Here is a 25,996-nt window from a genome sequence, read left to right on the forward strand (position 1 = left end):
ATGATCATTAAACTTGCCCCACAGGACATTAGAAGATATAACTGGTACATTTGGAGAACAGTTATTGGCTGTTTGGCACTCTTTATTTTGCTATTAATAGTAACCTATTTTGGTCTGTTTGGATCACTCCCAACCTTTCGCGATCTGGAAAACCCTAAGAGCAACCAGGCTACCGAAGTACTTTCTTCAGACAAGACTGTTTTAGGAACCTATTACATCCAAAATCGTTCAAGCGTAACCTTTTCCCAGCTTTCTCCAAATGTGGTAAACGCATTAATCGCTACTGAAGATAGTCGCTTTTATGAGCACTCAGGTATCGATTTTCAAAGGGTATTAAGCATTCCGCTTTTAAATCTTATAGGTAAAAAACAAGGCGGTAGTACCATTACCCAGCAATTGGCTAAAAACCTATTTTCGGGCGAGGTTGCGCGCAACCCATTTTTCAGATTTACGCAGAAATTAAAAGAATGGATTATTGCTGTAAAGCTGGAACGCCGCTATACCAAACAGGAAATTATTACCATGTATTTAAATACGGTTGATTTCGGAGCTTATAATACCTTCGGCATAAAATCAGCTGCCCGTACTTATTTCAACGTTACACCCGATAAACTTTCACCAGACCAAGCCGCATTATTAATCGGCATGGTAAAAGGTCCGGGCTATTACTCTCCTATCAGACATCCCGACAGAGCATTAAACCGTCGTAACCTAATAATGGGTTTAATGAACAAGCAAGGCTTTTTAAGTGATGGTCAGTTAGCCGATCTGAAGCAAAAACCACTAAATCTTAACTTTAACCCGATAAGCCATAATGATGGACCTGCGCCCTATTTCAGGGCTGTGTTAAAACAGGAAATTCAAAAACTATTCAGGGATCTGAACATCGCCAAGTCTGATGGTACGCCTTATGATCTTGACCGCGATGGTTTAAAAATATACACTACCATTGATGCTACTATGCAACAATATGCAGAAGAAGCACAACGCGAATACATGCCAATCTTGCAGGCTCAATTTAACGATCAATGGAAAGGTGTTAGCCGCTGGAAGAACGTGAAAAACTTTAAATTGCTGCTTGACCAGGGCATGTACCGATCTGACCGTTATAAACAATTGCAGGCTGAAGGAAAATCGGAAGATGAAATAAGGCAAAACTTTAATACGCCTGATAGTTTGGAGTTGTTTACCTGGAAAGGCAACGTTGATACCGTGATGAAACCTATCGACTCTATTGTGTACAGTAAAATGATGCTGCGCAATGCATTTATGAGCATGGATCCTACAACAGGTTATATTAAAGCTTGGGTTGGCGGTACCAGCTTTGAAAATTTTAAATATGACCAGGTTAAAATGGGTACCAGGCAAGTTGGTTCAACAGCAAAACCATTTACGTATGCTGTAGCTATTGAAAACGGCATATCGCCATGTACCGAAGTAGAGAACGTACCTGTAACTATAACAGGCTACGGATCAGAGCCATGGACGCCAAAACAATCTATGGGCGATTTTATTCCGGGATCAATCACTTTAAGAAAAGCATTAGGCTATTCACAGAATTATATTGCAGCCTATGTAATGAATGAGGTAAAACCCGTACCAGTAATGGAACTGATCAAAAAAATGGGAATTACCAGTAATGTTCCTCCATACCCTTCAATAGCTTTGGGTGTATTTGATGCATCTGTATTTGATATGGCCGGCGCATATTCTGTATTTGCCAATCATGGTACATGGACCGAGCCTACATTCATTTTACGTATTGAGGATAAAAATGGCAACGTAATTTATACCCATACGCCAAAAGTAGTGCAGGCTATGGATGAGCAAACAGCTTATGTGATGACCTACATGCTGAAAGGGGTAATTGAAGATGGAACAGGATCACGCCTGCGTTATAAATATGGGTTAACTAATCCTATTGGTGGCAAAACCGGAACAACCCAGGATAACTCTGACGGTTGGTTTATGGGCATTACCCCTCAGTTGGTAACCGGTGTTTGGACAGGTTGCGAAGATCGTGATATTCACTTCCGCTCAACCAGACTGGGTGAGGGCGCAAACTCTGCTTTGCCAGTATTTGCTTTGTTTATGAAAAAGGTTTATGATAATCCGGCATTAGGCATAAAACGTAATGTTGATTTTGACGCTCCTAAAAACGGACTAAATATCACTATTGATTGCGATGCCTATAAACAACAGCAGCAAGGCACGGGTGAGGTTGATAAAAAACTGGGATTCTGATAGGGTTCATTTGTTCACTCGCTCATTAGTTCATTGGTTGAATAGTTCAATAATTTGTTAACGTAAACACTTTTATGAGTTATTATAATCTTGAAGAATTAGAGGTATATCAGTTAACTGAAAGTTTTAGTGACGAGATTTGGTTTATTGTTGCTAAATGGGATTATTTTGCAAGTGACACAGTAGGTAAACAAATAGTTCGGTCCGCAGATTCAATTGGTGCTAATATTGCTGAAGGCTATGGCAGGTATCATTATAAAGAGAACAGAAACTTCTGTTACTTTAGTAGAGGGTCAATTATTGAAACAAAGGGCTGGTTAAAAAAATCACAAACACGAAATTTAATAAGTGAAGAGCAATTCAATAAACTATTTGAAGAGCTTCAAACTATTCATTTAAAATTAAACGCCTACCTAAAGTTTATTGGTAAGTCAGCAGTTGTTAACAAAGAAGATAAGTGAATTAGTGATCGAACAATGTACTAATGAACTAGTGAACCAGTGAACAAATGAACAGTTTTGACTATAAAATTGCATTAAAGAACATACCTCACAAACCTGGTGTATATCAGTTTTGGGATGATGAGAAGGAACTGATTTACATTGGTAAGGCTAAAGATTTGCGTAACAGGGTCACTTCTTATTTTAATAAGGATACCAATGTAAATGCAAAAACCCGTGTTCTGGTATCTAAAATCCGCAATATTACTTTTACAATAGTTGATACCGAGGTTGATGCCTGGCTGCTGGAAAACAGTATGATCAAAAAGCATCAGCCGCGTTATAATGTGATGCTGAAGGATGATAAAACCTATCCATGGATCATCATCAAAAATGAAAGCTTCCCCCGCATTTTCTGGACCCGACGCATTGTTCGGGATGGGTCTAAATACCTCGGTCCTTATGCATCTGTAAGTATGATGCATAATATTTTAGGCCTGATTAAAGAAACCTATCCATTGCGCACCTGCAACTTGCCGCTTACCCGCCAGAATATTGAAAAAGGCAAGTTCAAGGTATGCCTGGAATATCAACTGGGTAACTGTAAAGGACCCTGCCAGAATTATCAAACCGAAGATGATTACGACAATAGCATTGAAGAGATAAAAGATATTCTGAACGGCAAAATAGGCGTTGTTTTACGTAATCTGCGGGCAGATATGGATAAAGCAGTTACTGATTTAAATTATGAGTATGCTCACCGCTTAAAAAGAAAATTCGAGCTACTGGAGAATTACCAGAGCAAATCAACGGTTGTAAACTCATCCATCACTGATGTGGATGTTTTCAGCATAGCATCCGAAGAAAAATATGCCTTTGTTAACTACCTTAAGGTAATGAACGGCACTATCATCCAAACACAAACCATCGAATTAAAAAAACGCCTGGATGAAAGTGATGAAGAGCTACTAACGCTGGCTATATCTGAGTTCAGGAGCCGTTATGACAGTCATTCAAAAGAAATAATTGTACCTTTTGATATTGATCTGGATGATGCTTCATCAATAAAATTTACTGTACCCAAACTTGGCGAAAAAAGAAAGCTGCTTGATTTATCTCAAAAGAATGTACTATTCTTTAAAAAGGAAAAAATTGATCAGTACGAAAAACTAAATCCTGAAGTAAGAACAGATCGTTTGTTAACCCAAATGATGAAAGACCTCCGAATGAATCAGTTGCCCAGGCATATTGAATGTTTTGATAACTCTAACTTTCAGGGGAAATATCCTGTTTCGGCAATTGTAGTGTTTAAAGACGCCAAGCCCTCTAAAAAAGATTACCGGCATTTTAACGTTAAAACCGTTGAGGGTCCTGATGATTTCGCCACCATGGAAGAAGCCGTTCACAGGCGTTATAAGCGCATGTTAGATGAAGGCGGTGAATTACCTCAATTAATAGTAATTGATGGCGGTAAAGGCCAGCTTTCGTCAGCAATAAAGAGTTTAAAGCTTTTGGGTATTGACAAAAAGGTAACCATTATAGGAATAGCCAAAAGATTGGAAGAATTATACTATCCGGGCGATCAATATCCGCTTTACCTGGATAAAAAATCCGAAACATTAAAGGTTATTCAGCAGTTACGTGATGAGGCTCACCGCTTTGGTATCACATTCCACCGTAAAAAACGCGATAAAGGCACACTGGTAACAGAGCTTGAGTTAATTGATGGCATAGGCAAAACAACTGCCGAAAAGTTATTGAAATACTTTAAATCTGTGAAGAAAATACGTGAAGCTACCGAACCGGAGCTCATGGAGGTGGTAAACACTAAACAAGCCAAAGCTATTTTAGCATATTTCGGTAACGAAAAAAGCCTTGCTGAATAATTCAACAAGGCTTTATATTTTTCAGACTAAATACTGATTTAGTACTGCCATAAAGAGATTTCCCAATCCATAAGGGTCTTTTTGATCCTTTCCGATTCGTACAATCTGTCTATACCCTGTGCATAATCTTTTATACGTTCGTCTTTGTCGTTTGATTCTTTAACAATGTAGCTGGTAAATATTCTTTTTACAAACGCATCGTCAAAGCTTAACCCGGTTGCATCGCTTCCTTTACTTACAACTTCTTTAGTGGCAAATATTGGTCTGGCTTCAGGGAAATAAATCCAGAAAGCCGGCTGATAATCTTCACTGCTTCCTACTTTTACCTTAACCATAGGAGCAATACCTATAATTCTTGGCTCAAATACAGAACGCTGTCTGTCAAAAATCCAGTCTTCTTTGATACGGAATTTAACCAAACTATCAGGATTAAACTCACCTGCTTTCAAGGTTGAACCTATTTTGTTACCGTCTTTGTCAAACTTATCAACCAGTGTACTATCGGCTAATTTAGCTTTGGCAGCTCCGGGAGTTAATGGAGTTGAAAAACTATCACCATTCGGATCATCTTTAGTAGGAACCGGATCGTAAGCAGTTAATTCGCCTGCAGCAATTGCATCTAAAATAACGTCAATTAAGCGTTGTTTTGGTGAAGCAAGGTACTGGTTCATTTTTTCCCTTACATCTATCTCGCGCCAAACACGTTTTGCAAATGCAACATCATTTTCACGCAGATTAGGATAAGGAGTAACCTTAGCATTTAAAATATTACTTTTCTTAAAGTAACCATCTAAAGGCCTGTCAAACGGTTTTGCAGGAGCTGCGGCTACTTTTTTAGTTGTGTCTACAAAAGGTACTGCACTGGTAGGTGCGGGAGCTTTAGCTGCCGCAGTTTTCTTAGCCGGTGCACGTTTTTTTGTTTTCTTTTTCTTTGTTTGCGCGTACGATGTTACACATGCCAGGCAAAGTATAACAACTAAAAATCTTGTCTTCATAATCCTCTTAATTTGCACTTAATACAATCGGGTCAAGTCCGCGTTGTGTTCCGTCAGGCCCAACAGCTATAATATCTTTAAATACTACTGTTGTACCTGGAGTAACTGTATTTATTAAAGCTTTCATCGCACCTGTTAATTCATTTCCGGTTGCTGAAAGGATAATTACATCCTGACGTGGTTTTGCAACCAATATTGTAAAACGGGTTACGTTAAATTTAGCATCAAAATCAAAGTTATCCAATTTTGCAAAAATTCTGTCTTGCGCCCTTATGTTGGCAGCTCCGGTGTTACCACCGCTTTTACCAGCAAACTGAGGCTTCGGATCAGGTATACGTTTTACACGGAATAAAGAGCTTCCTAAGTTAGTAAACTTACCTTTTGTTAACTCACCTGAAACATTGATAGTTGCTTCACCCAGTGTTTTAACAATAACCGTGTATTTTCCACCTGTACCTTCAATACTTCCGCCAGTCATACTTACTCTTATGTTTTCTTTAGAAACACCTGGAGCAGAAACTGAAACCGGGTTTGGTACACCAATATACAATACGTTCATCTTATCTGGAGATACTACTGCTGATGGTTTTGCCACCTGGTAGGTCTGTGTAGGAAGCGGATATGATTTAACACCATCCGGACCTTTTACAGAAATTGAACCTGAATAAGTGAAAACACCTTCTCTTGACGTGTTTACAGTATACTTTCCTTTACCATCACTAACTGGTATAGATGAACCGTTAATTACGATGTTAGGGGTTGACTTTGAATCGTAGGCAGTTAAAAATATATCTGCACTATAGGTTTGTCCCTGCAATACATAGCTTGTTGGCGCAACTGCAACTCCCTGGAACTGATCCAGCGTAACTTGTGCAACGTCAATTTCAGCCAATATCTTTTTAACTACTTCGTTCTCTGCATTCTTAGTATCAGTTTGGATTTTCGCCAGGGTTGTTAAAGATGCACCCAATGGAATTCCATCACCAAAATAAGCTTCTTCCCAGGTTTTTTGAGGACCCGTTGTAATTTTCGGAGCATCAGCGTTAAGTGAAAAGTTAATACCTGCTTTTTCGTTTGGTTTTAACAAGTCTAATAATTGCGATTTAGTATCTTCAATTTTTTGACGTAATTCTTCACCTTTTTTGCCATTAATCATTACTTCAGCTGATGCATCAAGATTCTCTCTTTTATCAACGTCGCCAGTACTTGGATTAATACCTCCTCCTTTTTCAAGCAATTCATCTTTTACTTTCTTAACGTAATCGTTAAGTGCAGCAGCAATCTGAGTTGCTTTTTTAGCTCTGTCATAGATAGGTTGTGCTCTTTCCTTCTGTTCTTTAAGCTTTGTAGCTTCGAAATTTGAGATGGAAGCCTGAAGACCTTTATCTACGTTAGCGGTAGAGTTATCCAAACTAATTCTTATATTTTTAAAGGCATCCATCAAACTATCCGGTACACTTAGGGCCACTAAGCCCAATAGTACCAGGTATAGGATGCCCATCATTCGTTGTCTTGGGCTTTGCTTACCTCCAGCCATGTGTTTTTCTGTTTTTAATTAATAATCAAAAATTAAGTTAATTAACTAACACGTGGCTGATTCATTGCTGAAAGCATATTACCATATATTGAGTTCAATGTTGACATGTTTTTAGCTAACTTGTTAACTTCATCTTTAAACTGTTTAGAGTCGTTTGCAGAAGCGTTAAAGTTGCTAAGCGTTACAGCCATGTCCTGATAAAACTTGTTCATCGATTTTAAATGGTTGCTTGAATCCTGTAGTTCAAGTTCGTACACCGCATTTAATGATGTTAAGTTTTTAGCCATTTTGCTAATTTGCTCGTGGTATGTTTTAGAGTCGATATTGGTGTTAGCCATTTCTGATAGATTTGATGATGCTTTTTCAAAAGCATTGCTCAATGTATCATAGCTTGCGCTAGCTTGTTTCACTTTGTTAGTGAAAGCAATAGTAGCATCACCGGCATCAGTAACTCTTGAAATTGAATTCACTTTATCACCAAATGTTCTTAAACCATCAGCAAGGCTGCCAATTAATTCAGGACCAATTTTTGCATCAGCAAGCATTTTGTCTAAAGCCGCTGTGTTTCCAGCACCAGTACCAACACTTTTTGTTGATGATTTAGGCAATTCGCCGTCAAAGTCTTCGTCCAATTCAGGATAAGCTCTTCTCCAGTCAATTTCTTTCTCTTCACGTTGGAATCCTAACAAAAAGAACAATAGTGCTTCTGTTGTTAAACCGCCTGCAATAAAGTAGGTAGCTCCAGGCCAATGTAAAATCTTGAACATCAGACCCACAATAACCACTGTAGCGCCCCATGATACAATATTGTTAATTCCGTAAGGTTGTTTCTTCCCAGCCATAGTAATTTTAAAAAGGGTTATTTATTATTTTAATTAATTAGAGTGCAGTTTTATTTATCTTATCGTTTATCCTTGATATCGCGTCCAAGGTAATGTGTTACGCAACGGAAACCTATGTATGATTTTGCAGTATCCTGGTATTCGTAAGTACGTGATGAGTTTTGAAGGAAGTAACCAACATCTTTCCATGAACCACCTCTAACCACTTTACGTTTCAACACCGGCGGATCACTTGCTTTAGCTTCATAATCAAATGTTGGTGCCAAGTCATGAACAAAAGTAGAAGCTGATTCATCAAATGCAGATGCAGTCCATTCTGCTACGTTACCAGCCATGTTATACAAACCATAATCATTTGGGAAATATGATTTTACGTTAACTGTGTAGGCAGCACCGTCATCAGTATAGTTACCTCTGCCTGGTTTAAAGTTTGCAAGCAAGCAACCTTTAGCATTTTTAATATAAGGACCTCCCCAAGGGTAATCAGTCCCTATTCTTCCACCACGTGCAGCATATTCAAACTCAGCTTCTGTAGGTAAAGCATATGGTAAGCGATGTGCAAGGTGTCTTGAATCTTTATAAGCATCGTTATAACGTGAACGCCATACGTTAAAGGCACGGGCCTGGCGCCAGGTAACACCTACTACAGGATAGTTACGATAAGCAGGGTGTGAAAAATAACCTTCAACCATTGGCTCATTAGCAGCGTATGAAAAATCACTTAACCAAACTAATGTATCAGGATAAACAGGCACAGTATCACGGAAAATGAAATCTGAACGTTTTTTTGTTTTGTCATCCTTATAGTTGGCTGCATTACGGTAAACCATCAATGCATAATTATATTTTAATAAACGAACATCTAATTCATTACGATCAAACACACGATCATCACCTTGGTAATACATTCCCTGTAATTTTTGAGAACCACCCCCTCCATTGCCTTTTTTAGGGCTCATTACAGGGTATTTTTTCACATAAGCCCAGTTAATATATTTTTTTCCGCTTGGGTTTGACGCACCTTTCTGAGGTTTAAGATAGTATTTTTCATCCCCTAGGAAATTGGTGATGGCGATTGAATCACGTACCCAATTTACAAACTGTTTGTACTGACTGTTGGTAATCTCTGTTTGATCCATAAAAAACGGACCCACTGTTACCTGTTTTGTTTGGGCAATCTGAGAAAAAGTCACATCCTGGTCTGTTTGCCCCATAAGGAATGACCCTCCCGGAATGTAAACCATGCCAAAAGGCACTTCGGCTCTGAATGAGCGTTGCGGGATACCCGTTAACTCACCTCTGTCGCCGCCTTTGCTACAGCCACTCAAGATTCCACAAGCTAAAATTGCTATTAAAAAGTATATCTGTTTCATTTTTTAATCAAAAATCAGTTATATGTCTGTAACTATTATTATTAGGGTTTTATATGCCCCGAATATATTAAAATTGCTTCACTTAAATGTAAAAAACTATTTTTATTGGGTAAATATATCTACACTAAAATAGTTCTTTTAAACAATAACAACACTTACAATGATGTTAAATTCTTTGCATTAATACGCTTAGCTTCAAAAAATAGTTGCAAAAAACAACAAATAAATTATCAATATTTTCATCCAGAAAAAATGATCTGGCTCATTAATTGCAGATAATTAGGATTTGGGCTTATTATAAAAACGTCAAAGCCAGCAAATTAGTGTTAACTACACACTATAATTGCATACAATTAGAAGAAGTAGGTTTTAGGGGAGTTATTTATTTACCTGCTTAACATATTGATCAATAGCCATTGTCATTGATGGAGCCGCAGGTGTAGGTGCAGGTATATCCAAAATCAATCCTGCTTCCAGTACAGCCTTATGAGTAGTAGCACCAAAGGCTGCAATACGGGTATTATTTTGCTTAAAATCGGGGAAGTTTTTATACAACGATTGTATGCTTGATGGACTAAAAAAAGCAATTACATCATAAAATACGTCGGCCAGGTCAGAAAGATCACTGCAAACGGTACGGAAAAGCACTGCAGGTGTGAAGTTGTAACCGTTTTCGAGCAGAAATTTTTGAGTCTCTTCAGCTGCAACATCAGAGCATGGATAAAGAAACTTTTCGCCCGAATGTTTTTTTAATACTTCAGCCAGATCTGAAGCGGTTTGTTTGCCAAAAAATATCTTCCTTTTTCTATACTGAATATACTTCTGAAGATATAAGGCAATAGTTTCCGATAAGCAGAAATATTTCATTTCTACCGGTACCTCAAATCGCATCTCCTCACATATCCTGAAAAAATGATCAGCAGAATTACGACTGGTAAAAATCACTGCACTAAAATCAGCCAGATTTATTTTTTCCTTACGAAAATCCTTAGCAGGCACACCCTCAACATGGATAAATGATCTGAAATCAATTTTCAGGTTGAGCTTTTTTGCAAGCTCAGCGTATGGATTTTTATCATTCTCAGGTTTAGGCAAAGTAACCAAAATACTTTTAACCCTTTTCTTTCTCTCTTCCAAATTCAATGTGTGTAACTCCTAAAAGCTATATATTAAGTGACTTAATCAATATTAAAATAGGGCAAATTTCGAGGGCACAAAGATAGATAAATAAATAAAACTTATGAAATCTAAAATTTGAAATAATGCTTACGCTATTTCTTAAATACTGCCAAATGAAAATTATTGCTACTACTATTATAGTACAATTTAACAATAAAGGTATAAAACGACTGGCCAGCAAAGTAAAACATGCAGCTACTGCCAATAACACAAAAGCTATATTAAAGTAGGTTAAATTTAATATAGATATATATTGGCTTACAACTTGATTTATATCAAATACAAAACCTAAAAACTTAAGTATCAGGAATTTAACAGCAAACAACAACGCAATAATTAATGAAAGCACAAGAAAAAGCTGTACATCACTTAAATCATAATAAAAATAAACATTGTTATATTCAGCTACCTGATATAGAACCAAACCAAAGGCTGTGCTGAATAAAATAAACAGACCAATAAATGCCCATGAATTAATCAATCCGCCACCAAAATCTATTTGGGAAAATGCCTGTTTACTGTAAAAAGATTGTATAACACTCGCTATATCTCTGCCAAAAAACAGATTTAACAAAGCTGTAAATATGAATAATGCAATTAAAGCTGTTATAATCCATGGGTCACGTACCACTCGAAGTAATCCGCCTCTTAATGCAATTTTTTGGGCAGAACGTGATGTGGCTTGCAAATCATCATAGGATAAACCGGCCCTGAAAATATTATTAACGACATTATTCTTCCTGTTTGAATCAACCTTAAGGTATATCATAGCAAAAGAATCTGCAAGAAATTGCTGGCGATCTGCATTCTTTACAGAATCACGTAATAATGAATCAATATATGGGGTTTGAACAGCTATTGTACTATTACTTTGTTTTGGAGCTGCTGAATCTTTTTGTTTGGCAGTATCAGGGTGCTGCACAATAGTTGAATCCTGCTGGGCAAAGCCAGCGGTGTATCTAAGTAATATCAACAAAAAGCAAAAAATAGTTAAACGCATTTATCAGGGATATACCTTTATTATTTTGCTGCAAAAATACCTTAATAATTGGTTGTTTTATAGACCGACAATTAATTTAGTATTAATTTAGCCACTTATTTTAATCATTCTCGGGCGATGAATACTCATCCGCTAAATTTGGGTTTACGGTTTTTTTTGGAAATAGTTATGCTTATTGCACTGGCATACTGTGGCTTACATATCACAGAAAACTGGACAAGGTATATTTTAGCTCTTGCAATACCTGTAATTGCGGCAATTTTATGGGGAATATTCCGTATTCCAAATGATCCGAAGCCTGCCCCGGTTGTTACTCGCGGGGTAATAAGACTATTACTTGAATGGTTCTTGTTTAGTTTAGCTGTATGGGGATTATACGCCTGCGGATACATTCAACTTTCAATTATAATGGCTGTAGTTGTGTTGCTTCATTATATTGTTTCGTACGACAGAACCTGGGCCATGCTGAGGAATAAGCCATACAATGGATTTGTTAAATAAATGTGTTCGGCACTTTCCAGGTTATTTTCTATGTTCAGTTTGCGGCTTTCGGGATTAACCTTTCATAAATAAAGTTTCCCTTCCATTACAATTACAGAGGAACCACTTATCCAAATTCCATCATCTACTACTTTTACATGAATGATAGACGGTTGATTCACGTATTCCCCTTGTAATATCCGAAAGTCCTTGTCTTTGCTAATATAACCAAGTTTTTGCAAGTATCCTGCTAATGGACCGGCAGCTGTACCCGTAGCCGGATCTTCATCAATCCCAATACTGGGATTAAAAAATCTCGCTTCTGCCAGGATATCATTGTCTGGACGATTTGTTGTAAATAAATAACAGCCCTCAAAACCAAATTTCTCAGAAGCTTTCTTTAACAAAGATTTGTGAGAAATAGCATTCTTTAACAGTGAGCTATTCTTTACAGGAACCATCAGATGTGCTACTTCAGTCTTAACGATATTAATGTCCCAGCCATTCAGGTCAAGGTCAGCAACACTTAATCCAAGAGCCGGAGCAATAAATTCTGCTGGTACTGTTTTAACAATTTCGGCAGGACGCTGTTTCATTCCAACGTAGGGTAAACCATCCTGCTCAATAATTTTTAATAGGATTTTATCATCTTTTATCATCACATGAGGTTCGGTACCCTGATGTTTAAAAATGTCCCATTCCTTAAGTAATGCCAAACATACTGCGCCCAGCAGATTGTGTCCTGCGCCAATAACCTCGTGGTTTGCCTTTGTAAATGAGCGTACTTTAAAAACATTTTCTGCTATTGAATAATTCACAAAAGAGGTCTCCGAATAGCCAAATTCCCGGGAGATATCGTAATACTGGTTAATATCAAGTTCTTCATCAATATACACTACAGAAAGTTGGTTGCCTTTGTACCTGCTGTCTGTAAACACATCAACAACATAATAATCTAGTATTTTCATTCGCTTATTATTTATATTCAAAATTAGGCACTAATAGTTTACCTTTATTATCGGTTAACTAAAGGTAACCGGTTACCATTTGTTAACTATCTTCATATAAAAAGTCTGATGAAACAAGAAGCAACCTGCGAGCAAGAGTTAATTGCCATCCGCGATAGCCTGGAGATATTAGGCGGCAAATGGAAACTTAGAATTATGCGTCATTTAAATAATCATATTACTGAAACCAACACGTTCAAAAAGATCCAGCGCGAAGTAGAAGGAATATCAGCAAAAATGCTTTCAAAGGAATTACAGGATTTGGAAACTAATCTACTTATAACCAGAACAGTAATGAACACCAGACCCATTACGGTAAACTATGCAATAACAGAATATGGCAAGAGTGTTTTTCCGGTAACAGAAACGCTGGTTCAGTGGGGACTAAATCACAGGCAAAAGATAAAGTAAACAGATGGCTGGTGGAAATACCAATCTCTTTACTCCTCTTCACCGATTTGCAAATTCCTAATAACTTATTCGTTATCACAAGTAAAAGTGGTCAAATCAAAATCGGCGAAGAGGGGTCAATTTAACGGGGTTTATGCAATATGATAACAAAATCATCGGCAGGCTAATTAAAATAGCTTAGTAATTATGGCTTTTCGAGCGCTGATACCAGCGCTGACAAAAAAGCGGGTTGATTACTGGTTAACTGCCCCGAGAACTGCCACTTACCATCTACCTGGATCAGTTTGATTAAAAAGTGATTCCATCCTTGTTTTAAAGGGAGTTCTTTTGCAAAAGCTTTTGCTTTTCCATCGTCATAACTTCCGGTACGGATATTATTGATAATCATTTTACCATTAAGAAATACCTGCACGGCATCACTTGCTGATACCTTCATATTTATAATTGGGATATTAGGTTCTATTAACAGGTCTTCCAGTGATCTGGAACTCGACACCCAAAAGCTTAGATAAGCGACGGCATTATTATGCGGTCCTTCTGTTTTAACAGCGGAAATATCGGCTATACTTTTTTCGTTAAATACTGGACTCCAGACCCTGTCATTCATTACAACGCCCTGATGCATTTTTTCACCATCGTTGGGATCTATAAAGCGAGTTTCCACTCCATCATTTAAAGATTTAACAGCAAAATTGCCCAAAAACAGCTCCCGTACAATGGTACCATCCTTTAGCAATGGCTTATCATCACTATTTTCTATATCAAGCGGCACACCGGCATTGGTCAATATTTGCCTTATGAGTTTTTCGCCCTTTGCCAGTTTAGGAGCCGATGGTAAGGTGGTTACAATTAAAGTGCCATTGCCTTCGTGTTTCTTAATTAATACCACGCCCGATGGCTGTGTTTCCCTTTCGGAGCGCACTATCATAGCCGTTTTGGCATACTCTGGCTGCTTGTTCCATTTCAACCAGTCGGTATGGTTAACAGTAAGCAATATATTACTTTGCTCAACCAGTGGTCCGCCAAGTCCATGGGTAACAATTTCAGCTGGTTTTAATTCCGAAAAATACAGATCGGCATTATTTATCCCCGTGGTAAGGCTGTCTTTTATAACCGGCAATAAAGACGAACCCGAACGCTCTGTTACACTTAACAGAGCAGGCAGCAGCCCGTTTAAGGCAGAGAGATTAGTGGTATCTGCCCCCCAAACAAAAACAGTTCCACCATTATGAAGTACTTTATCAATTGATAATTTACTATCGGCTTTGGGCGGATGCACTCCATCAATAAATAACATTTCCGGAACTTTCTCTTTGTATAGCTTATCCAATGGCACACCGGCTTTTTTCAACTCGGCCGCCAATGTGCTACCCGTGCCTGTAAGTAATTTTACCGACTTAACAGCCACGCGCGTTTCGGCAACGTGGGTCACAGCCTTTTTTACAGTCCATTTGTCAGCCCCAGCAAGCGGTTCGGCTGCGGCATCTTTAATGGCATCAAACAGCGGCCAGGTTTCATACATAGGTAATGTAGGGTCGTAACCAGGGTTAAGGGTAGTACTATAAGGCCCCAGGCGTTCGGGCTGTACCCCCGGCTGGTTTTCTTTAAAAGATGTAAAGTAAATACCATCATTTAGGGTTAGCGGCCGACTTGTGTCCTTCAATCCTAATGGCAGCGGTTTTAAGCCATACCAAACGAGGTTAAATACGCTCCGATAAACCGCATCCCTTTCACGTTCATTAACTAAAATTGCATAAGAATCAGTCGCTACGCCTTCCATCCGGCCCAGAAAAGATTCATAAGCACGATTACCATTGGTTTCGGCAACCCGCTCGGGGGTACCATAATAAGCATTACCGGCCTCGCCTACCCCCCAGGGCTTGCCGCTCACTTTACCGCGGTCCATAGCTGCCGGGCCGCCATAATGAACCACATAATCTGGAAAGCGCCCCTCTCCATCGTCCTCCCCATCGGCAGATACCCATGAACGCGATGGGTCTAATTTGTGGCAAATCTCCGCCCAAATACCATAATATTTAACCAAAGTATCTTTGACTCCCGGTGGGTTATGCATCACGTTGGTTACCACAGGCATTACTTCGTTAGACACGCTCCAGCCAAAAACGCTGGGATGATTCCTATCCCTCATGATCAGTTCTGAAACATGATTTTTAGTATCGGCCCAAAAATTCGAATCATCCATTTTGGGGCCGCCATCACTGGCCCATATTGCGGTTTCGTCGAGCACCAGGATACCCATTTCGTCGGCCACATCCAGATAAAAAGATGGATAGGGCTGGGCATGCAAGCGTACAGTATTTAAATTGGCATCGCGCATGGCTTTAAACCAGGCTACAGCATAACGGCGGGTCATTTGCGGAATGCCCAGAAAATGCCATGAATCGCCTTTCATTACCATTGGCTTTCCATTGAGCAATACCTTGCTGCCATTGAATGTTATTTCGCGCCAGCCAAAACGGGTATATTTCTGATCTGTAGTTTTTCCATCAATCGTTGTTTTCAAAATCAGGCCATACAGGTTAGGACTCTCGGGTGACCATGTTTTGAGCTGTCCATTTACGTTGGCTGTGAGTAAAACTTTGATTTCGCTATGTGCAGGCACCTTTACTTTTACAGCCGGAATATTGAGTGAAACATTAGCAGCCAGGCCCATAGCCGGAATTGCATCATCATCAACCGAATGATTATTTCTGTTGATGCATTGAAGCGCATCGGCTCCAATGGTAACATCAACACTTTTATTTTCATCATTTATCGCCGTTACCTCAACCTCCAGTTTATCTTCATGTACTTTGGGTTTGATGTAAACATTGGATACACGCGTCTGTGGTAAAGCTTCGATGTAAACATCCTGCCATATCCCGGCAATATGTTGTCCCCAGAATGAGCCCGCCTGGTATGTTCTGCGGCCATATTTACCTTTTTTGTCGAAAAGCGAAGCCTTACGGATACCAACAGCGATCTCATTCTGTTCTCCGGGGAGTATCAGTTTGGTAACATCGATATCAAAAGGAAGAAAGATACCGAAATGGGTACCAGCAGATTTACCGTTCACCCAAATTTCCGCATCGCCTGCAATGGCTTCAAAATGTAACACCAGATGGCGGCCTTTCCAGTTTTCTGGCACATGAAAAGTGCGTTTTAACCAACCCATTTTTATACCTTCCCATGCTTTTGGGTAACTTGGATAAGTCCGAAAATCACCTCCTTCCCCATGATTATCTGCAAAACTGTTCACGTTCCATGGCGATGGAATACGGATTGGTGTTTTAGCCCAGGCATCAGCCTGCGCACGTGGAAGTACTGGCGTCGGATCAACACCTTCATTGAACCCTGCAGGCAATTGAACCGGCTGAAACTGCCATGATCCGTTGAGGCATATATCTTCCCGATATGGCTTTTCTGATGGCTTCACCAGGCTTTCAGAAGGGGCAAAAACACCCGCATATTCCTGATGCTGGCCGTAACAAAATGAGGAAGACAAGATCAGTGCAAACCCTAAGAAAATCGTTTTATTCATATCTCTTAATAATATTTGGAAGGATATTATGTTTAAGTTGACCTTTTTAGCTTATAAGAAGAACCTTATTGAGCAAGGTCGGTTAGCATGTTAATTAGTAACTTTCCGGCAACAGGGTCCGTGAGGGTTTTATCTAATCTCATCTGCGACAGGATAACCTTTCCCCCATTCGTGATCTTTACAATTGGGAAACCTTTGATTTTATCCAGACGGTTCATCCTCTCGTTAACATCGCCGGGCAGGTAACCGTGCACTTTAGTAAAAGATGCCAGCTGTACCAAATTGCTATTACGATTAATACGGAAAGCTCCTTCCATTACCGAAGGCATTTCGCGCTGGTTGTTATTAAAGTTGCGGATATCCAGCGGTTCGAGACCATTAAAAAGTGGAGATTCCGGGACTTCCATATTGGCCACCTCCCCATCTTCCTTTACAATGCCACGTATATATTCGGGGTAAAGCGTATGCACAAAGTTACCGCAGTCAGAGATCAACACATTATAACCAGCGGCAAGTAGGGTTTTAATCTGCTGCGTTTCGGCAGCATTGGTATTCACAGAATCTAAGCCGGACAGGATGTAAACATCAGCCTTTTGATGGATGAGATCAGCTACCGACGCAGCCGAAGTATAATGTACACTCAAAAAACTGAGCGCAGCGTTTAGGCCCTTGTTTCGATCCAATACGACAATTTTTTTGTTGCTTAATACATCAGAAGTTATGCCTTCTTTTTTCATCATTAGTAAATCGTAACTGTTTTCCGAAACTGTTTTGCCGTTCTCTGTCAGTTTAAGCAACAACTTGCCATCAACACGACTTGTAGGTAAATTAAGCGGAACTGTAATCTGAGGATCAATCCATTTGCGGCCGTAATGTTCAACCGCAGGTATTTCCAATTCGCCTTCGGAAATCTTGTGGTTATCATTGCCCACCAATTGCCATTCCAGAATGGATGGCGCCAGTGCAGAACCGTCTTCCTTGTCATTCACAATACAGATCTGTGTCGGAAGTTTAGCGCCTGCATAAAAATGCCTTCCCCACAGTTCGGCGGTAACCAGTACCGGTTGCAGGGCCTTCTTCATTTCGTAATAAACTGGCCATGGCTTAATTTCATTAACCATATCTACATTGGCAAACCAGGTTAAGGTAGAGAAATGCAGTATCCCTGCCGAACGGTCGTCGCTTCGGCGAAGCGCTTCACCCAACTCTTTTGTAATAAAGGCCTGTGTAGTTAAAAAGTAATAGGGATCGTTGTATTCATAGGCAAATTTCCCCACCAACGAAGCCGGGTTCTGATGCACATAAGTATAGTAACGTGTAGGATGACCTGTTTCGTCAGTGTACCCTGTCGACATCTCTTGGGATATTAGCGGACGTCCGTCATTCTTATTATTTTTTTGCCATTCACCCCTAAAGAAATTGAAGATCGAGTAATCGTACCAATTATAATAGGCATGTGGGTCATCAATATCACCATCATCAATATCCTTATAAAAATCAGCTCCAAAACGTTTAGTGTTCCGGCGGTAATTAGAATCGAACACTATGGGCCGGGTTGGGTCAATTATCCTCATGGCTTTAACTACATCAGATATAGTTTTCATTTTGATCATCGCCCGTTCTGTATCGGGGTCATTATCATAAAATTTCATCTCGTTGTTCATGGTCCAAAGCAAAAGCGATGGGTGGTTGCGGTATTTTTTCAGCAGATCATAAAACTCATTCTTCCACAGATTCACCAATTCGGAAGAAGGCATGCTACTTTCCAGGAATAGCCATGGCCAGGTCCCTTCATAGCTTACACCTATCCCATTCTCGTCAGATGCATTCATCCATGTTTCATCATACGGTACCGTATGTGTACGCGTAACCATTATGTTGCCCTCCTTCATCAACTGGCAGAATTTATTGGCCATAGCTGTATCATTGGGTGCCAGGGGCATAGCGGTTTGATTCCCGCCGCGCAGCCAGTAACGTTTACCGTTCAGGTAGAAGTAATCGCCAATGGCCTTAAATGTGCGGAAACCCGATCTAATCACTTTTTCATCGATCTGTTTACCGTCAGCAGATAAATCGAACTTAAAGTTGTACAGGTTCGGATGATCTGGCGACCATAGTTGTGGCTTTAATCCATCAATGCTGTAAGTAAACATTTTGGTTTCGCCCGGTTTTAGTACCAGTTGTTTTAACGATACTACGTTATAGAGTGCATCTTTAAACTTTACGCCATCAATAGCAGTTGAAATTGAGAACAAGGTTGAGGTTTGATCATTGTTTTTAACAGTAACATTAAATTCGGCACCGGTAAGGCTGGGTTTAATAAATACATCTTCTATTCTTACAGGATTGCTAATGGTTAGAGTGACCGGTTGCCATATCCCGGCCGGGTCATCGTCAAAAAAGCCATGCGCAAGGTCTTTCATCATCTTTTGGGTAACTTCAACAGTTACAGCTACACCGGCTATTTTATCAGCATCCTTAATATCTTTCACATAATCGCGTATTACCTTTACTGCTATCAGGTTTTTACCAGGCTTTAGCAGGCTGCTCACATCCAACTTAAAATCGCCGAACATACCTACATGGTTGCCGGCCTTTTTACCATTAACCCATACTTCCGCCACTTTAGATACTGCATCGAAAGTGAGTTGCATATTTTTGCCCTCGATATCGGCAGGTAAAACAAGCCATTGCCGGTACCAGCCCACACTTGTTTTCTTATAATCGAAAGTATAACTCTCGCACCTATCAATTTCTTTCTGGTAAAAGTTGTCGGCTACACCCTTGCTGGCCGTATTGTAACGTTCACCATGCTGCCATACCCGCAGCGGGTTCCAGAAATTGGGCACCGTCATTACGTGCCAATCGTTGTCGCTATGTGAGGGCGATACGGCATCATTCTCGTTACCGATTTCATAACTAGGCGAAAACAGCCAGCGTCCGTTAAGTGAAATATCTGTACGACCTTCGCCGCTTTGCTTAATTTCAATAGGCTTATACCCTGCGCGCTGTTTTTTACGCAAGGCAACTTTATCAACGGGTGGCAAAGCATATTCTTTTATCGGCAGGCCCTGTAATTCATTTTTATTGATCGATGTAATTGTAAGCTCCTTAAACTCATTGGCTATCCAGCTACCGCCTAAAGTAACTTTACCAGCCGGGGCCAGCGCAGTTAGCTTATCTATTACATCTATACGGGGCAGAGATTCGTTGTTCAAATAAACACGGATGCGGTTTCCCGCAATCTGGAGCTTAAAATCATACCATTTACCGGGTTCGGGTTGAAAATCGAGTTCGCGCAGCGCCAGAAAATCATCAGACCCCATATAGCCCAATCGCGCCAGGTATAAAAACTTTTCATTACCCCCTTTGAGCATCAGGATATAGCGGTCGTCGCGGTTAGCTGCCCTGAAGCCTGCACAAAGCTGAACCTGCTTCGCAGTATCGGGCACACGGCCTTTAAATTTAATTTCATAGTCGGCCCAATTATTTTCGCCAAAACATAAGTAAGCATCATGGGTGGTTAATACCGAGTCTTTAATTTCGCAGATCCCCCGACCAATTTTTTCATATTTTACAACTTGCGAATTGAAATTTTCGTCCAGGCGAATATCACCCTGGGCAAAAAGATTGGATGTTATTGGTATAAAAAACAGGATGATTAGTAACGTATAGAAGTCTTTTCTCATTTGTAACTGTAGGTAGTTAAACTGCTGCAATTACTTTTAATGCATTAATAAAAGATTAACAAAGCCTTAACCCCAATTAGTATATCAGGTTTATTACAATTACTCTTGCGTAAATTATGCCGAAGGTTATAATTTATTTTGACACGTTGCTTATAACTATGTTCCGAAAGGTTTAATTCTTCCTCTCTTTTATTGCGAAGCGCCTTTATTATTGAGGCTTATCCTTGTCGGCCTCACTAATCTGGCTCTCAAAATCAGAATAGTCCTTATCAACAAAAATCTTAAAGAACCATAATTGCGTTTACCTTTGCCATTATCAGAATTAATAAAATTGATGGCCGGAATTTATATCCATATCCCTTTTTGCAAACAGGCATGTTATTATTGCGATTTTCATTTCAGCACCTCCTTAAAATACAAGGACGAACTTTTGCAAGCCCTTGTAAAGGAAATACAGCTACAAAAAGGTTATCTGGATGGTGAAACCATTGAAACTATTTACTTTGGTGGCGGCACCCCATCTGTACTAAGCAGTGATGAAATTAATCTGTTGCTGGGTACTATAACCAATCTGCATACGGTATCATCAAATGCGGAAATTACTTTAGAAGCCAACCCCGATGATTTGGACAGGGAGAAATTAAGCTTGCTTAGTAAAACGGATATTAACCGTTTAAGCATAGGCATTCAATCGTTTTTTGATGACGACTTAAAATGGATGAACCGGGTACATAAAGCGAACGAAGCAGAATCATCGGTAAAAAGGGCGCAGGATACCGGCATTGAAAATATTACAGTCGACCTGATTTATGGTTACCCGCTGTTAAATGATCAGAAGTGGAAGCAAAACCTCGAAAAAGTTTTTGAGCTGAACGTTCCGCATGTATCCTCTTATTCCATGACGGTTGAACCTCGTACGGCCCTGGCCACATTCATCAAAAATAAAAAACAGCCTGCAATGGACGACCAGCAAAGTGCGGCCCAGTTTTTAATATTGATGGATGCCATGCAGCAACAAGGCTTTGAACATTACGAAATATCAAACTTTTGCAAACCGGGGCATTATTCCAAACATAATTCCAATTACTGGAAAGGCGTAAAATACCTGGGCATAGGTCCATCGGCACACTCCTTTAATGGCGAAACCCGGCAGTGGAACATTCCCAATAATACCAAATACATACAGGCGCTTCAACAAGCGTCCATTCCATCAGAAACCGAGATATTAACCGAAACCGACCGTCTAAACGAATATATCATGACCTCACTGCGTACCATTTGGGGACTTGACTTAAATAAGCTAAATACCATTGCTGAAGCTGCCTCGTCGCAATTAAACATTGCCGCACAACGCTATTTTGAAAACGGTTGGATTGAACAGAAGGACCAGATCATCAACCTAACCCAAACTGGTAAGCTATACGCCGACCATATTGCCTCAGAACTATTTTTTTGATGAATACAGGTTCAAATACCTGTACCTACAACCGTTGGGAGTGCGATAGTACCTGTTAAAAAAATCCGTACCAATTATCTGCCCGTATCTCCCCTTAAATAACAAAACATCAAAATATTACTTATGAGAAAATTAATTATCGCGGCGTTTGCATTAGCAGCTATTGCAATTGCGCCTCAAGCAAATGCTCAAACAAAAATGGTGGGTGGTGCAGCGATGTATCCAACCAAAAACATTGTTGAAAATGCTGTAAATTCAAAAGATCACACCACCCTGGTTGCAGCAGTAAAAGCAGCCGGTTTAGTTGAAACATTAGAGTCCGCAGGGCCATTCACTGTATTTGCTCCAACTAACGAAGCATTTGACAAACTACCGGCAGGTACTGTTGATAATCTGGTAAAACCCGAAAACAAAGCCACTTTAACTAAAATATTAACCTACCACGTTGTAGCAGGTCGTATAAGCGCTGCTGATTTAAAAGCACAGGTTGCTGCAGGTGGTGGCAAAGCCGAATTAAAAACAGTTGAAGGTGGTACTTTAACCGTTATGGCAAAGGGAAGCAAATTATACCTTGTTGATGAAAAGGGCGGAAAAGCATGGATAACCATTGCAGATGTATTTCAAAGTAATGGCGTAATACATGTAATAAATGCAGTATTAATACCGAACTAATAGTTGGCAGCGTTCAATTAGCAGTTAATACCGTCTCGCAGTTAATGCGGGGCGGTTTCTTTTTTTAGGGGATAAGTAATAACAATCAAAAAAACTGCAAACCGATAACAGCAAACCGCCTACTGAGAGCCTGAATAATTTGTCAGTAAAATATCAAAAACAATAGGAAAGTTTTTGCGTTTTTATCATTTATTTAATTTTGCCTGTTAAATAATTGTGAACATGAGCATGAAATTATCTCCTATCGACCACGTTGATGATATAAGTAAAGAAGATTTTATTAACAATTATTTAATCCCCCGCAAGCCACTAATTATCCGTAAGGCTACTCAAAGCTGGCCTGCATTACAAAAATGGACCTTTGATTACCTGAAAGAAACCGTTGGCGATAAAATTGTTCCTTTGTACGATAGTTCAAAGGCTGATCCATCAAAACCCATCAACGCATCAGCCGCCGAGATGAAGTTTGGTGACTATATTGACCTGATACAAAAAGAACCTACTGATTTAAGGATTTTTTTATTTGATCCCATTAAGTATGCACCAGCATTATTGGATGATTACCGCTCCCCTACTAACCTGATGGGCGGTTTTTTAGATAAATACCCCAATATGTTTTTTGGCGGAGCCGGGTCGGTTACATTTCTGCATTATGATATTGATTTGGCTCACATATTCCACACTCACTTTAATGGTCGTAAACACGTAATACTATTTGATCAGAAATGGAGCGATCGCCTGTATTGCATTCCTTTTGCTACTTACGCGTTGGAAGATTACGATATTGAAAATCCCGATTTTAAAAAATTCCCCGCGCTGGATGGTATCGAAGGGCGGGAAGCTATCTTAGAGCATGGCGATACCCTCTTTATGCCTACAGGTTACTGACACTGGATGAAATACCTCGACGGATCTTTCTCCATTTCCTTACGCGCCTGGGATAAATCATGGGCTATAAAAGCCAAAAGCCTATACAATTTAACCATACAACGCAAGTTTGACGACTTAATGAAGAAAAACTTCAGATTAAAATATATGGACTGGAAGGAAAATCTTGCTATTAAACGCGCAAACAAGGCCTTAGCCAATAACGCCGACTCCCAATAAATTATCGATAAAACAGGCAGTTTTTTGAATTTTATTATACCTTTAGGCTGCCTTGCATCACTATGTCTAAAAAAATAAAGTACCATTATGATAATAAGCTCCACGCCAAATTCATAAGGGATAATGGTCAGCAAAAAACAAACCATGGTTATGTAGTCGGATATTCTACCGATTTTGTTTTACTACAGGAAACAAGATGGTTTAAACTTACAGGGTTCCATATTTTTCCGGTAAGTATGCTAAAGAAAATTCATTTTAGTAATTGGAATCGGCGCTACCATAAAATAATGATATGGCGTGGCTTGGTTGAAACGGTTGGCATTAACTATCCGATTGATTTAACCAACTGGGAAAGCATTTTTGAAAGCCTCAAAAAATATAGCCTGAATGTAACTGTTGAATTCAATAAAGGTGTAAGTCTTTATTCATCTATCGTTAAAATTTTGCCCCAATCAGTTTATATTCAACCAATCGAGTCCGAAAAATCTATTACTAAAGAAGTAACCGAAATTGACTTCGAAAATATCAGCAACATACATTTCAGCACAAAAATTATCCATAAAAAAAGCCGGCAGCCTGCAAAGCGAAAGGTAAAAATGAGGTAATCTTTAGCTTAATTTAATCTATTTAACATTTTATTAATACACTTCGTCGTTTTATTTCGTTCTTTTGTTATTCCCCTGCGATAAGTTCTTTTTTACTTATATTGATTAGGGTATTACATAAATATGAGTTTTATACTGGGTCCTATTGACACCGTTGATCATATCAACCCTGTTGATTTTAAAAAAAACTATTTAGATCCCCGGCGTCCCTTAGTAATAAAGGGGCTTACGAACAATTGGGCTGCCCGCGAAAAATGGACACCCGAATACTTAAAGCAAGTTGTTGGTAGCAAAGTTGTCCCGCTGTATGATAACTCCAAAGCCGATCCCTCTAAACCGATCAACTCGTCAGCTGCCGAAATGCCTTTTGATGATTATATCGATTTGATTATGTCGCAGCCTACAGAGCTAAGGATCTTTTTCTTCAATATATTTAAGCAGGCACCACAACTACTGGATGATATTGCATTCCCTAAAGAACTGATGGGTGGCTTTTTAGAAAGCATGCCATCTATGTTTTTTGGCGGATCGAACTCGGTTACTTTTTTACATTACGATATCGATTTGCCACATATTTTCCATACTCATTTTGGTGGCAAAAAACAGGTCATCCTGTTCGAAAATAAGTGGAAACGCCGTTTATACTGCATACCAAATGCAACTTATGCACTGGAGGATTATGATGTATTGAATCCCGACATCAAAAAATTCCCCGCACTGGATGGTGTAGAAGGTATTGAAGTATTTTTGGAACATGGCGATACCCTGTTTATGCCTACTGGTTACTGGCATTGGATGAAATATGTGGAAGGCGGATATTCGCTTAGCTTACGCGCCTGGGATGCATCCATTAGCCGTAAAGCTGCCAGCGTATACAACCTGGCCGTAAAAGGCGGGTTAGACAGCGTACTAAAAATGGCTTTCAAAGCTAACTACGCACAGTTCCGCGAGAAACTTGCCGTTAAATGGGCAAACCGTGAACTAGCTGCAGGGAAGCCTTATTAATGATATTGTAGGGAGATACAACTCATTGTGTCTCCCTACATTTTAAAATCATTTGGCTGGTGCCATATATCCCTCCTCAAAAATTCTAACTCGTGTGATCACAAACAATCACCCACTCGCCATTTATCTTTTTAAACCATAAAGTAAAATATCCACCGGGGGCATCTTTTTCGCGTTTAAGGTTCCAGCCACCCAGCACAAAAGCGTTGGTACTGTCAAGCACATCAACCTTTAAAATAGTGAAGGTAAGCTGGCCCATAGCCGCCTTATCCGGGTAGTGTTTTTTATAACGATCAAGCGTACTTTGCCAGCCATGTACCGGCGCACTGCTACCAACAAATACCAGCGAGTCAGACTTCCAGTAGCCTTGCATATAACCTTCAACATCGCCATTATTCCAGGCGATTCGTTGTTTTTCAATTACATTGAGGATGGCCTGACGATCTTGTGCGTAAAGCCCCCCGCACCAGGCAAATACCAATATAAAAAACAGAATAGTTTTCTTCATACCGCAATTTAAATAAATT

At 39.6% G+C, this 25,996-nt stretch carries 19 protein-coding genes and 1 pseudogene; 10 read left to right on the forward strand and 10 right to left on the reverse strand.

The features are described from left to right. From JN11_RS12015 to uvrC, 3 genes are all read left to right on the forward strand, one after another. Window positions 1-2,244, forward strand: a complete 2,244-nt coding sequence (locus JN11_RS12015) for a transglycosylase domain-containing protein (RefSeq protein ID WP_144912851.1) — start codon at window positions 1-3, stop codon at window positions 2,242-2,244. Between the two features lie 74 nt (window positions 2,245-2,318). After that, complete coding sequence (locus JN11_RS12020; protein WP_144912853.1) at window positions 2,319-2,705, forward strand: four helix bundle protein; 387 nt, start codon at window positions 2,319-2,321, stop codon at window positions 2,703-2,705. Window positions 2,706-2,752: 47 nt separating this feature from the next. Next, on the forward strand, window positions 2,753-4,570 hold the full coding sequence (gene uvrC / locus JN11_RS12025) for an excinuclease ABC subunit UvrC (RefSeq protein WP_144912855.1): 1,818 nt from the start codon (window positions 2,753-2,755) through the stop codon (window positions 4,568-4,570). Between the two features lie 38 nt (window positions 4,571-4,608). Here uvrC and porN read toward each other — a convergent pair whose 3' ends face one another. The 6 genes from porN to JN11_RS12055 form a co-directional block, all read right to left on the reverse strand. Continuing rightward, window positions 4,609-5,565: a type IX secretion system ring subunit PorN/GldN gene (gene porN, locus JN11_RS12030; protein WP_144912857.1), complete on the reverse strand. Its 957-nt coding sequence runs from the start codon at window positions 5,563-5,565 to the stop codon at window positions 4,609-4,611. Window positions 5,566-5,572: 7 nt separating this feature from the next. Beyond that, window positions 5,573-7,102 carry a type IX secretion system motor protein PorM/GldM gene (gene porM, locus JN11_RS12035; protein WP_144912858.1) on the reverse strand — a complete coding sequence of 510 codons (1,530 nt, stop codon included), beginning with the start codon at window positions 7,100-7,102 and terminating at the stop codon, window positions 5,573-5,575. 41 nt (window positions 7,103-7,143) lie between these two features. Next, complete coding sequence (gene porL, locus JN11_RS12040; protein WP_144912860.1) at window positions 7,144-7,944, reverse strand: type IX secretion system motor protein PorL/GldL; 801 nt, start codon at window positions 7,942-7,944, stop codon at window positions 7,144-7,146. Window positions 7,945-8,003: 59 nt separating this feature from the next. After that, a complete protein-coding gene (gene porK, locus JN11_RS12045) occupies window positions 8,004-9,317 on the reverse strand; it encodes a T9SS ring complex lipoprotein PorK/GldK (protein ID WP_144912862.1) in 1,314 nt (437 codons plus the stop codon). A gap of 378 nt (window positions 9,318-9,695) precedes the next feature. After that, entirely contained in the window at window positions 9,696-10,454 is a 759-nt protein-coding gene (locus JN11_RS12050) for a uroporphyrinogen-III synthase (RefSeq protein WP_394348825.1), read from the reverse strand. A gap of 25 nt (window positions 10,455-10,479) precedes the next feature. Next, the gene (locus JN11_RS12055; RefSeq protein ID WP_170227748.1) at window positions 10,480-11,472 is read right to left on the reverse strand and encodes a DUF4271 domain-containing protein; all 993 of its coding nucleotides are present in this window, start codon (window positions 11,470-11,472) and stop codon (window positions 10,480-10,482) included. A gap of 141 nt (window positions 11,473-11,613) precedes the next feature. Between JN11_RS12055 and JN11_RS12060 the strand changes: the two genes are divergently transcribed. Next, a complete protein-coding gene (locus JN11_RS12060) occupies window positions 11,614-11,997 on the forward strand; it encodes a YrdB family protein (protein ID WP_144912867.1) in 384 nt (127 codons plus the stop codon). 62 nt (window positions 11,998-12,059) lie between these two features. Here JN11_RS12060 and JN11_RS12065 read toward each other — a convergent pair whose 3' ends face one another. Further along, entirely contained in the window at window positions 12,060-12,944 is an 885-nt protein-coding gene (locus tag JN11_RS12065) for a PhzF family phenazine biosynthesis protein (protein ID WP_144912868.1), read from the reverse strand. Between the two features lie 108 nt (window positions 12,945-13,052). Between JN11_RS12065 and JN11_RS12070 the strand changes: the two genes are divergently transcribed. Next, on the forward strand, window positions 13,053-13,394 hold the full coding sequence (locus tag JN11_RS12070) for a winged helix-turn-helix transcriptional regulator (protein ID WP_144912870.1): 342 nt from the start codon (window positions 13,053-13,055) through the stop codon (window positions 13,392-13,394). A 184-nt stretch (window positions 13,395-13,578) separates the two neighbouring features. On the opposite strand, the gene JN11_RS12075 is transcribed toward JN11_RS12070, so the two are convergent. Further along, on the reverse strand, window positions 13,579-16,935 hold the full coding sequence (locus JN11_RS12075) for a glycoside hydrolase family 2 protein (protein ID WP_144912872.1): 3,357 nt from the start codon (window positions 16,933-16,935) through the stop codon (window positions 13,579-13,581). Window positions 16,936-17,000: 65 nt separating this feature from the next. Beyond that, window positions 17,001-20,624, reverse strand: coding sequence for a glycoside hydrolase family 2 protein (locus tag JN11_RS12080; protein ID WP_144912873.1), 3,624 nt, complete (start codon window positions 20,622-20,624; stop codon window positions 17,001-17,003). Between the two features lie 334 nt (window positions 20,625-20,958). Between JN11_RS12080 and hemW the strand changes: the two genes are divergently transcribed. The 5 genes and pseudogenes from hemW (at window position 20,959) to JN11_RS12105 (ending at window position 25,469) form a co-directional block, all read left to right on the forward strand. After that, window positions 20,959-22,080 carry a radical SAM family heme chaperone HemW gene (gene hemW / locus JN11_RS12085; RefSeq protein WP_144912875.1) on the forward strand — a complete coding sequence of 374 codons (1,122 nt, stop codon included), beginning with the start codon at window positions 20,959-20,961 and terminating at the stop codon, window positions 22,078-22,080. 123 nt (window positions 22,081-22,203) lie between these two features. Further along, window positions 22,204-22,752 carry a fasciclin domain-containing protein gene (locus tag JN11_RS12090; RefSeq protein ID WP_144912876.1) on the forward strand — a complete coding sequence of 183 codons (549 nt, stop codon included), beginning with the start codon at window positions 22,204-22,206 and terminating at the stop codon, window positions 22,750-22,752. Between the two features lie 222 nt (window positions 22,753-22,974). Then, a pseudogene (locus JN11_RS12095) lies at window positions 22,975-23,859 on the forward strand (cupin-like domain-containing protein). A 62-nt stretch (window positions 23,860-23,921) separates the two neighbouring features. Next, window positions 23,922-24,464 (forward strand): hypothetical protein, encoded by a 543-nt coding sequence (locus JN11_RS12100; RefSeq protein WP_144912878.1) that lies wholly within the window; start codon window positions 23,922-23,924, stop codon window positions 24,462-24,464. A gap of 123 nt (window positions 24,465-24,587) precedes the next feature. Next, window positions 24,588-25,469 carry a cupin-like domain-containing protein gene (locus tag JN11_RS12105; protein ID WP_144912879.1) on the forward strand — a complete coding sequence of 294 codons (882 nt, stop codon included), beginning with the start codon at window positions 24,588-24,590 and terminating at the stop codon, window positions 25,467-25,469. An 85-nt stretch (window positions 25,470-25,554) separates the two neighbouring features. Here JN11_RS12105 and JN11_RS12110 read toward each other — a convergent pair whose 3' ends face one another. Beyond that, window positions 25,555-25,977 carry a YybH family protein gene (locus JN11_RS12110; protein WP_144912881.1) on the reverse strand — a complete coding sequence of 141 codons (423 nt, stop codon included), beginning with the start codon at window positions 25,975-25,977 and terminating at the stop codon, window positions 25,555-25,557. Between the last annotated feature and the right edge of the window lie 19 nt (window positions 25,978-25,996).

Source organism: Mucilaginibacter frigoritolerans (assembly GCF_007830615.1).
Taxonomy (GTDB): domain Bacteria; phylum Bacteroidota; class Bacteroidia; order Sphingobacteriales; family Sphingobacteriaceae; genus Mucilaginibacter; species Mucilaginibacter frigoritolerans.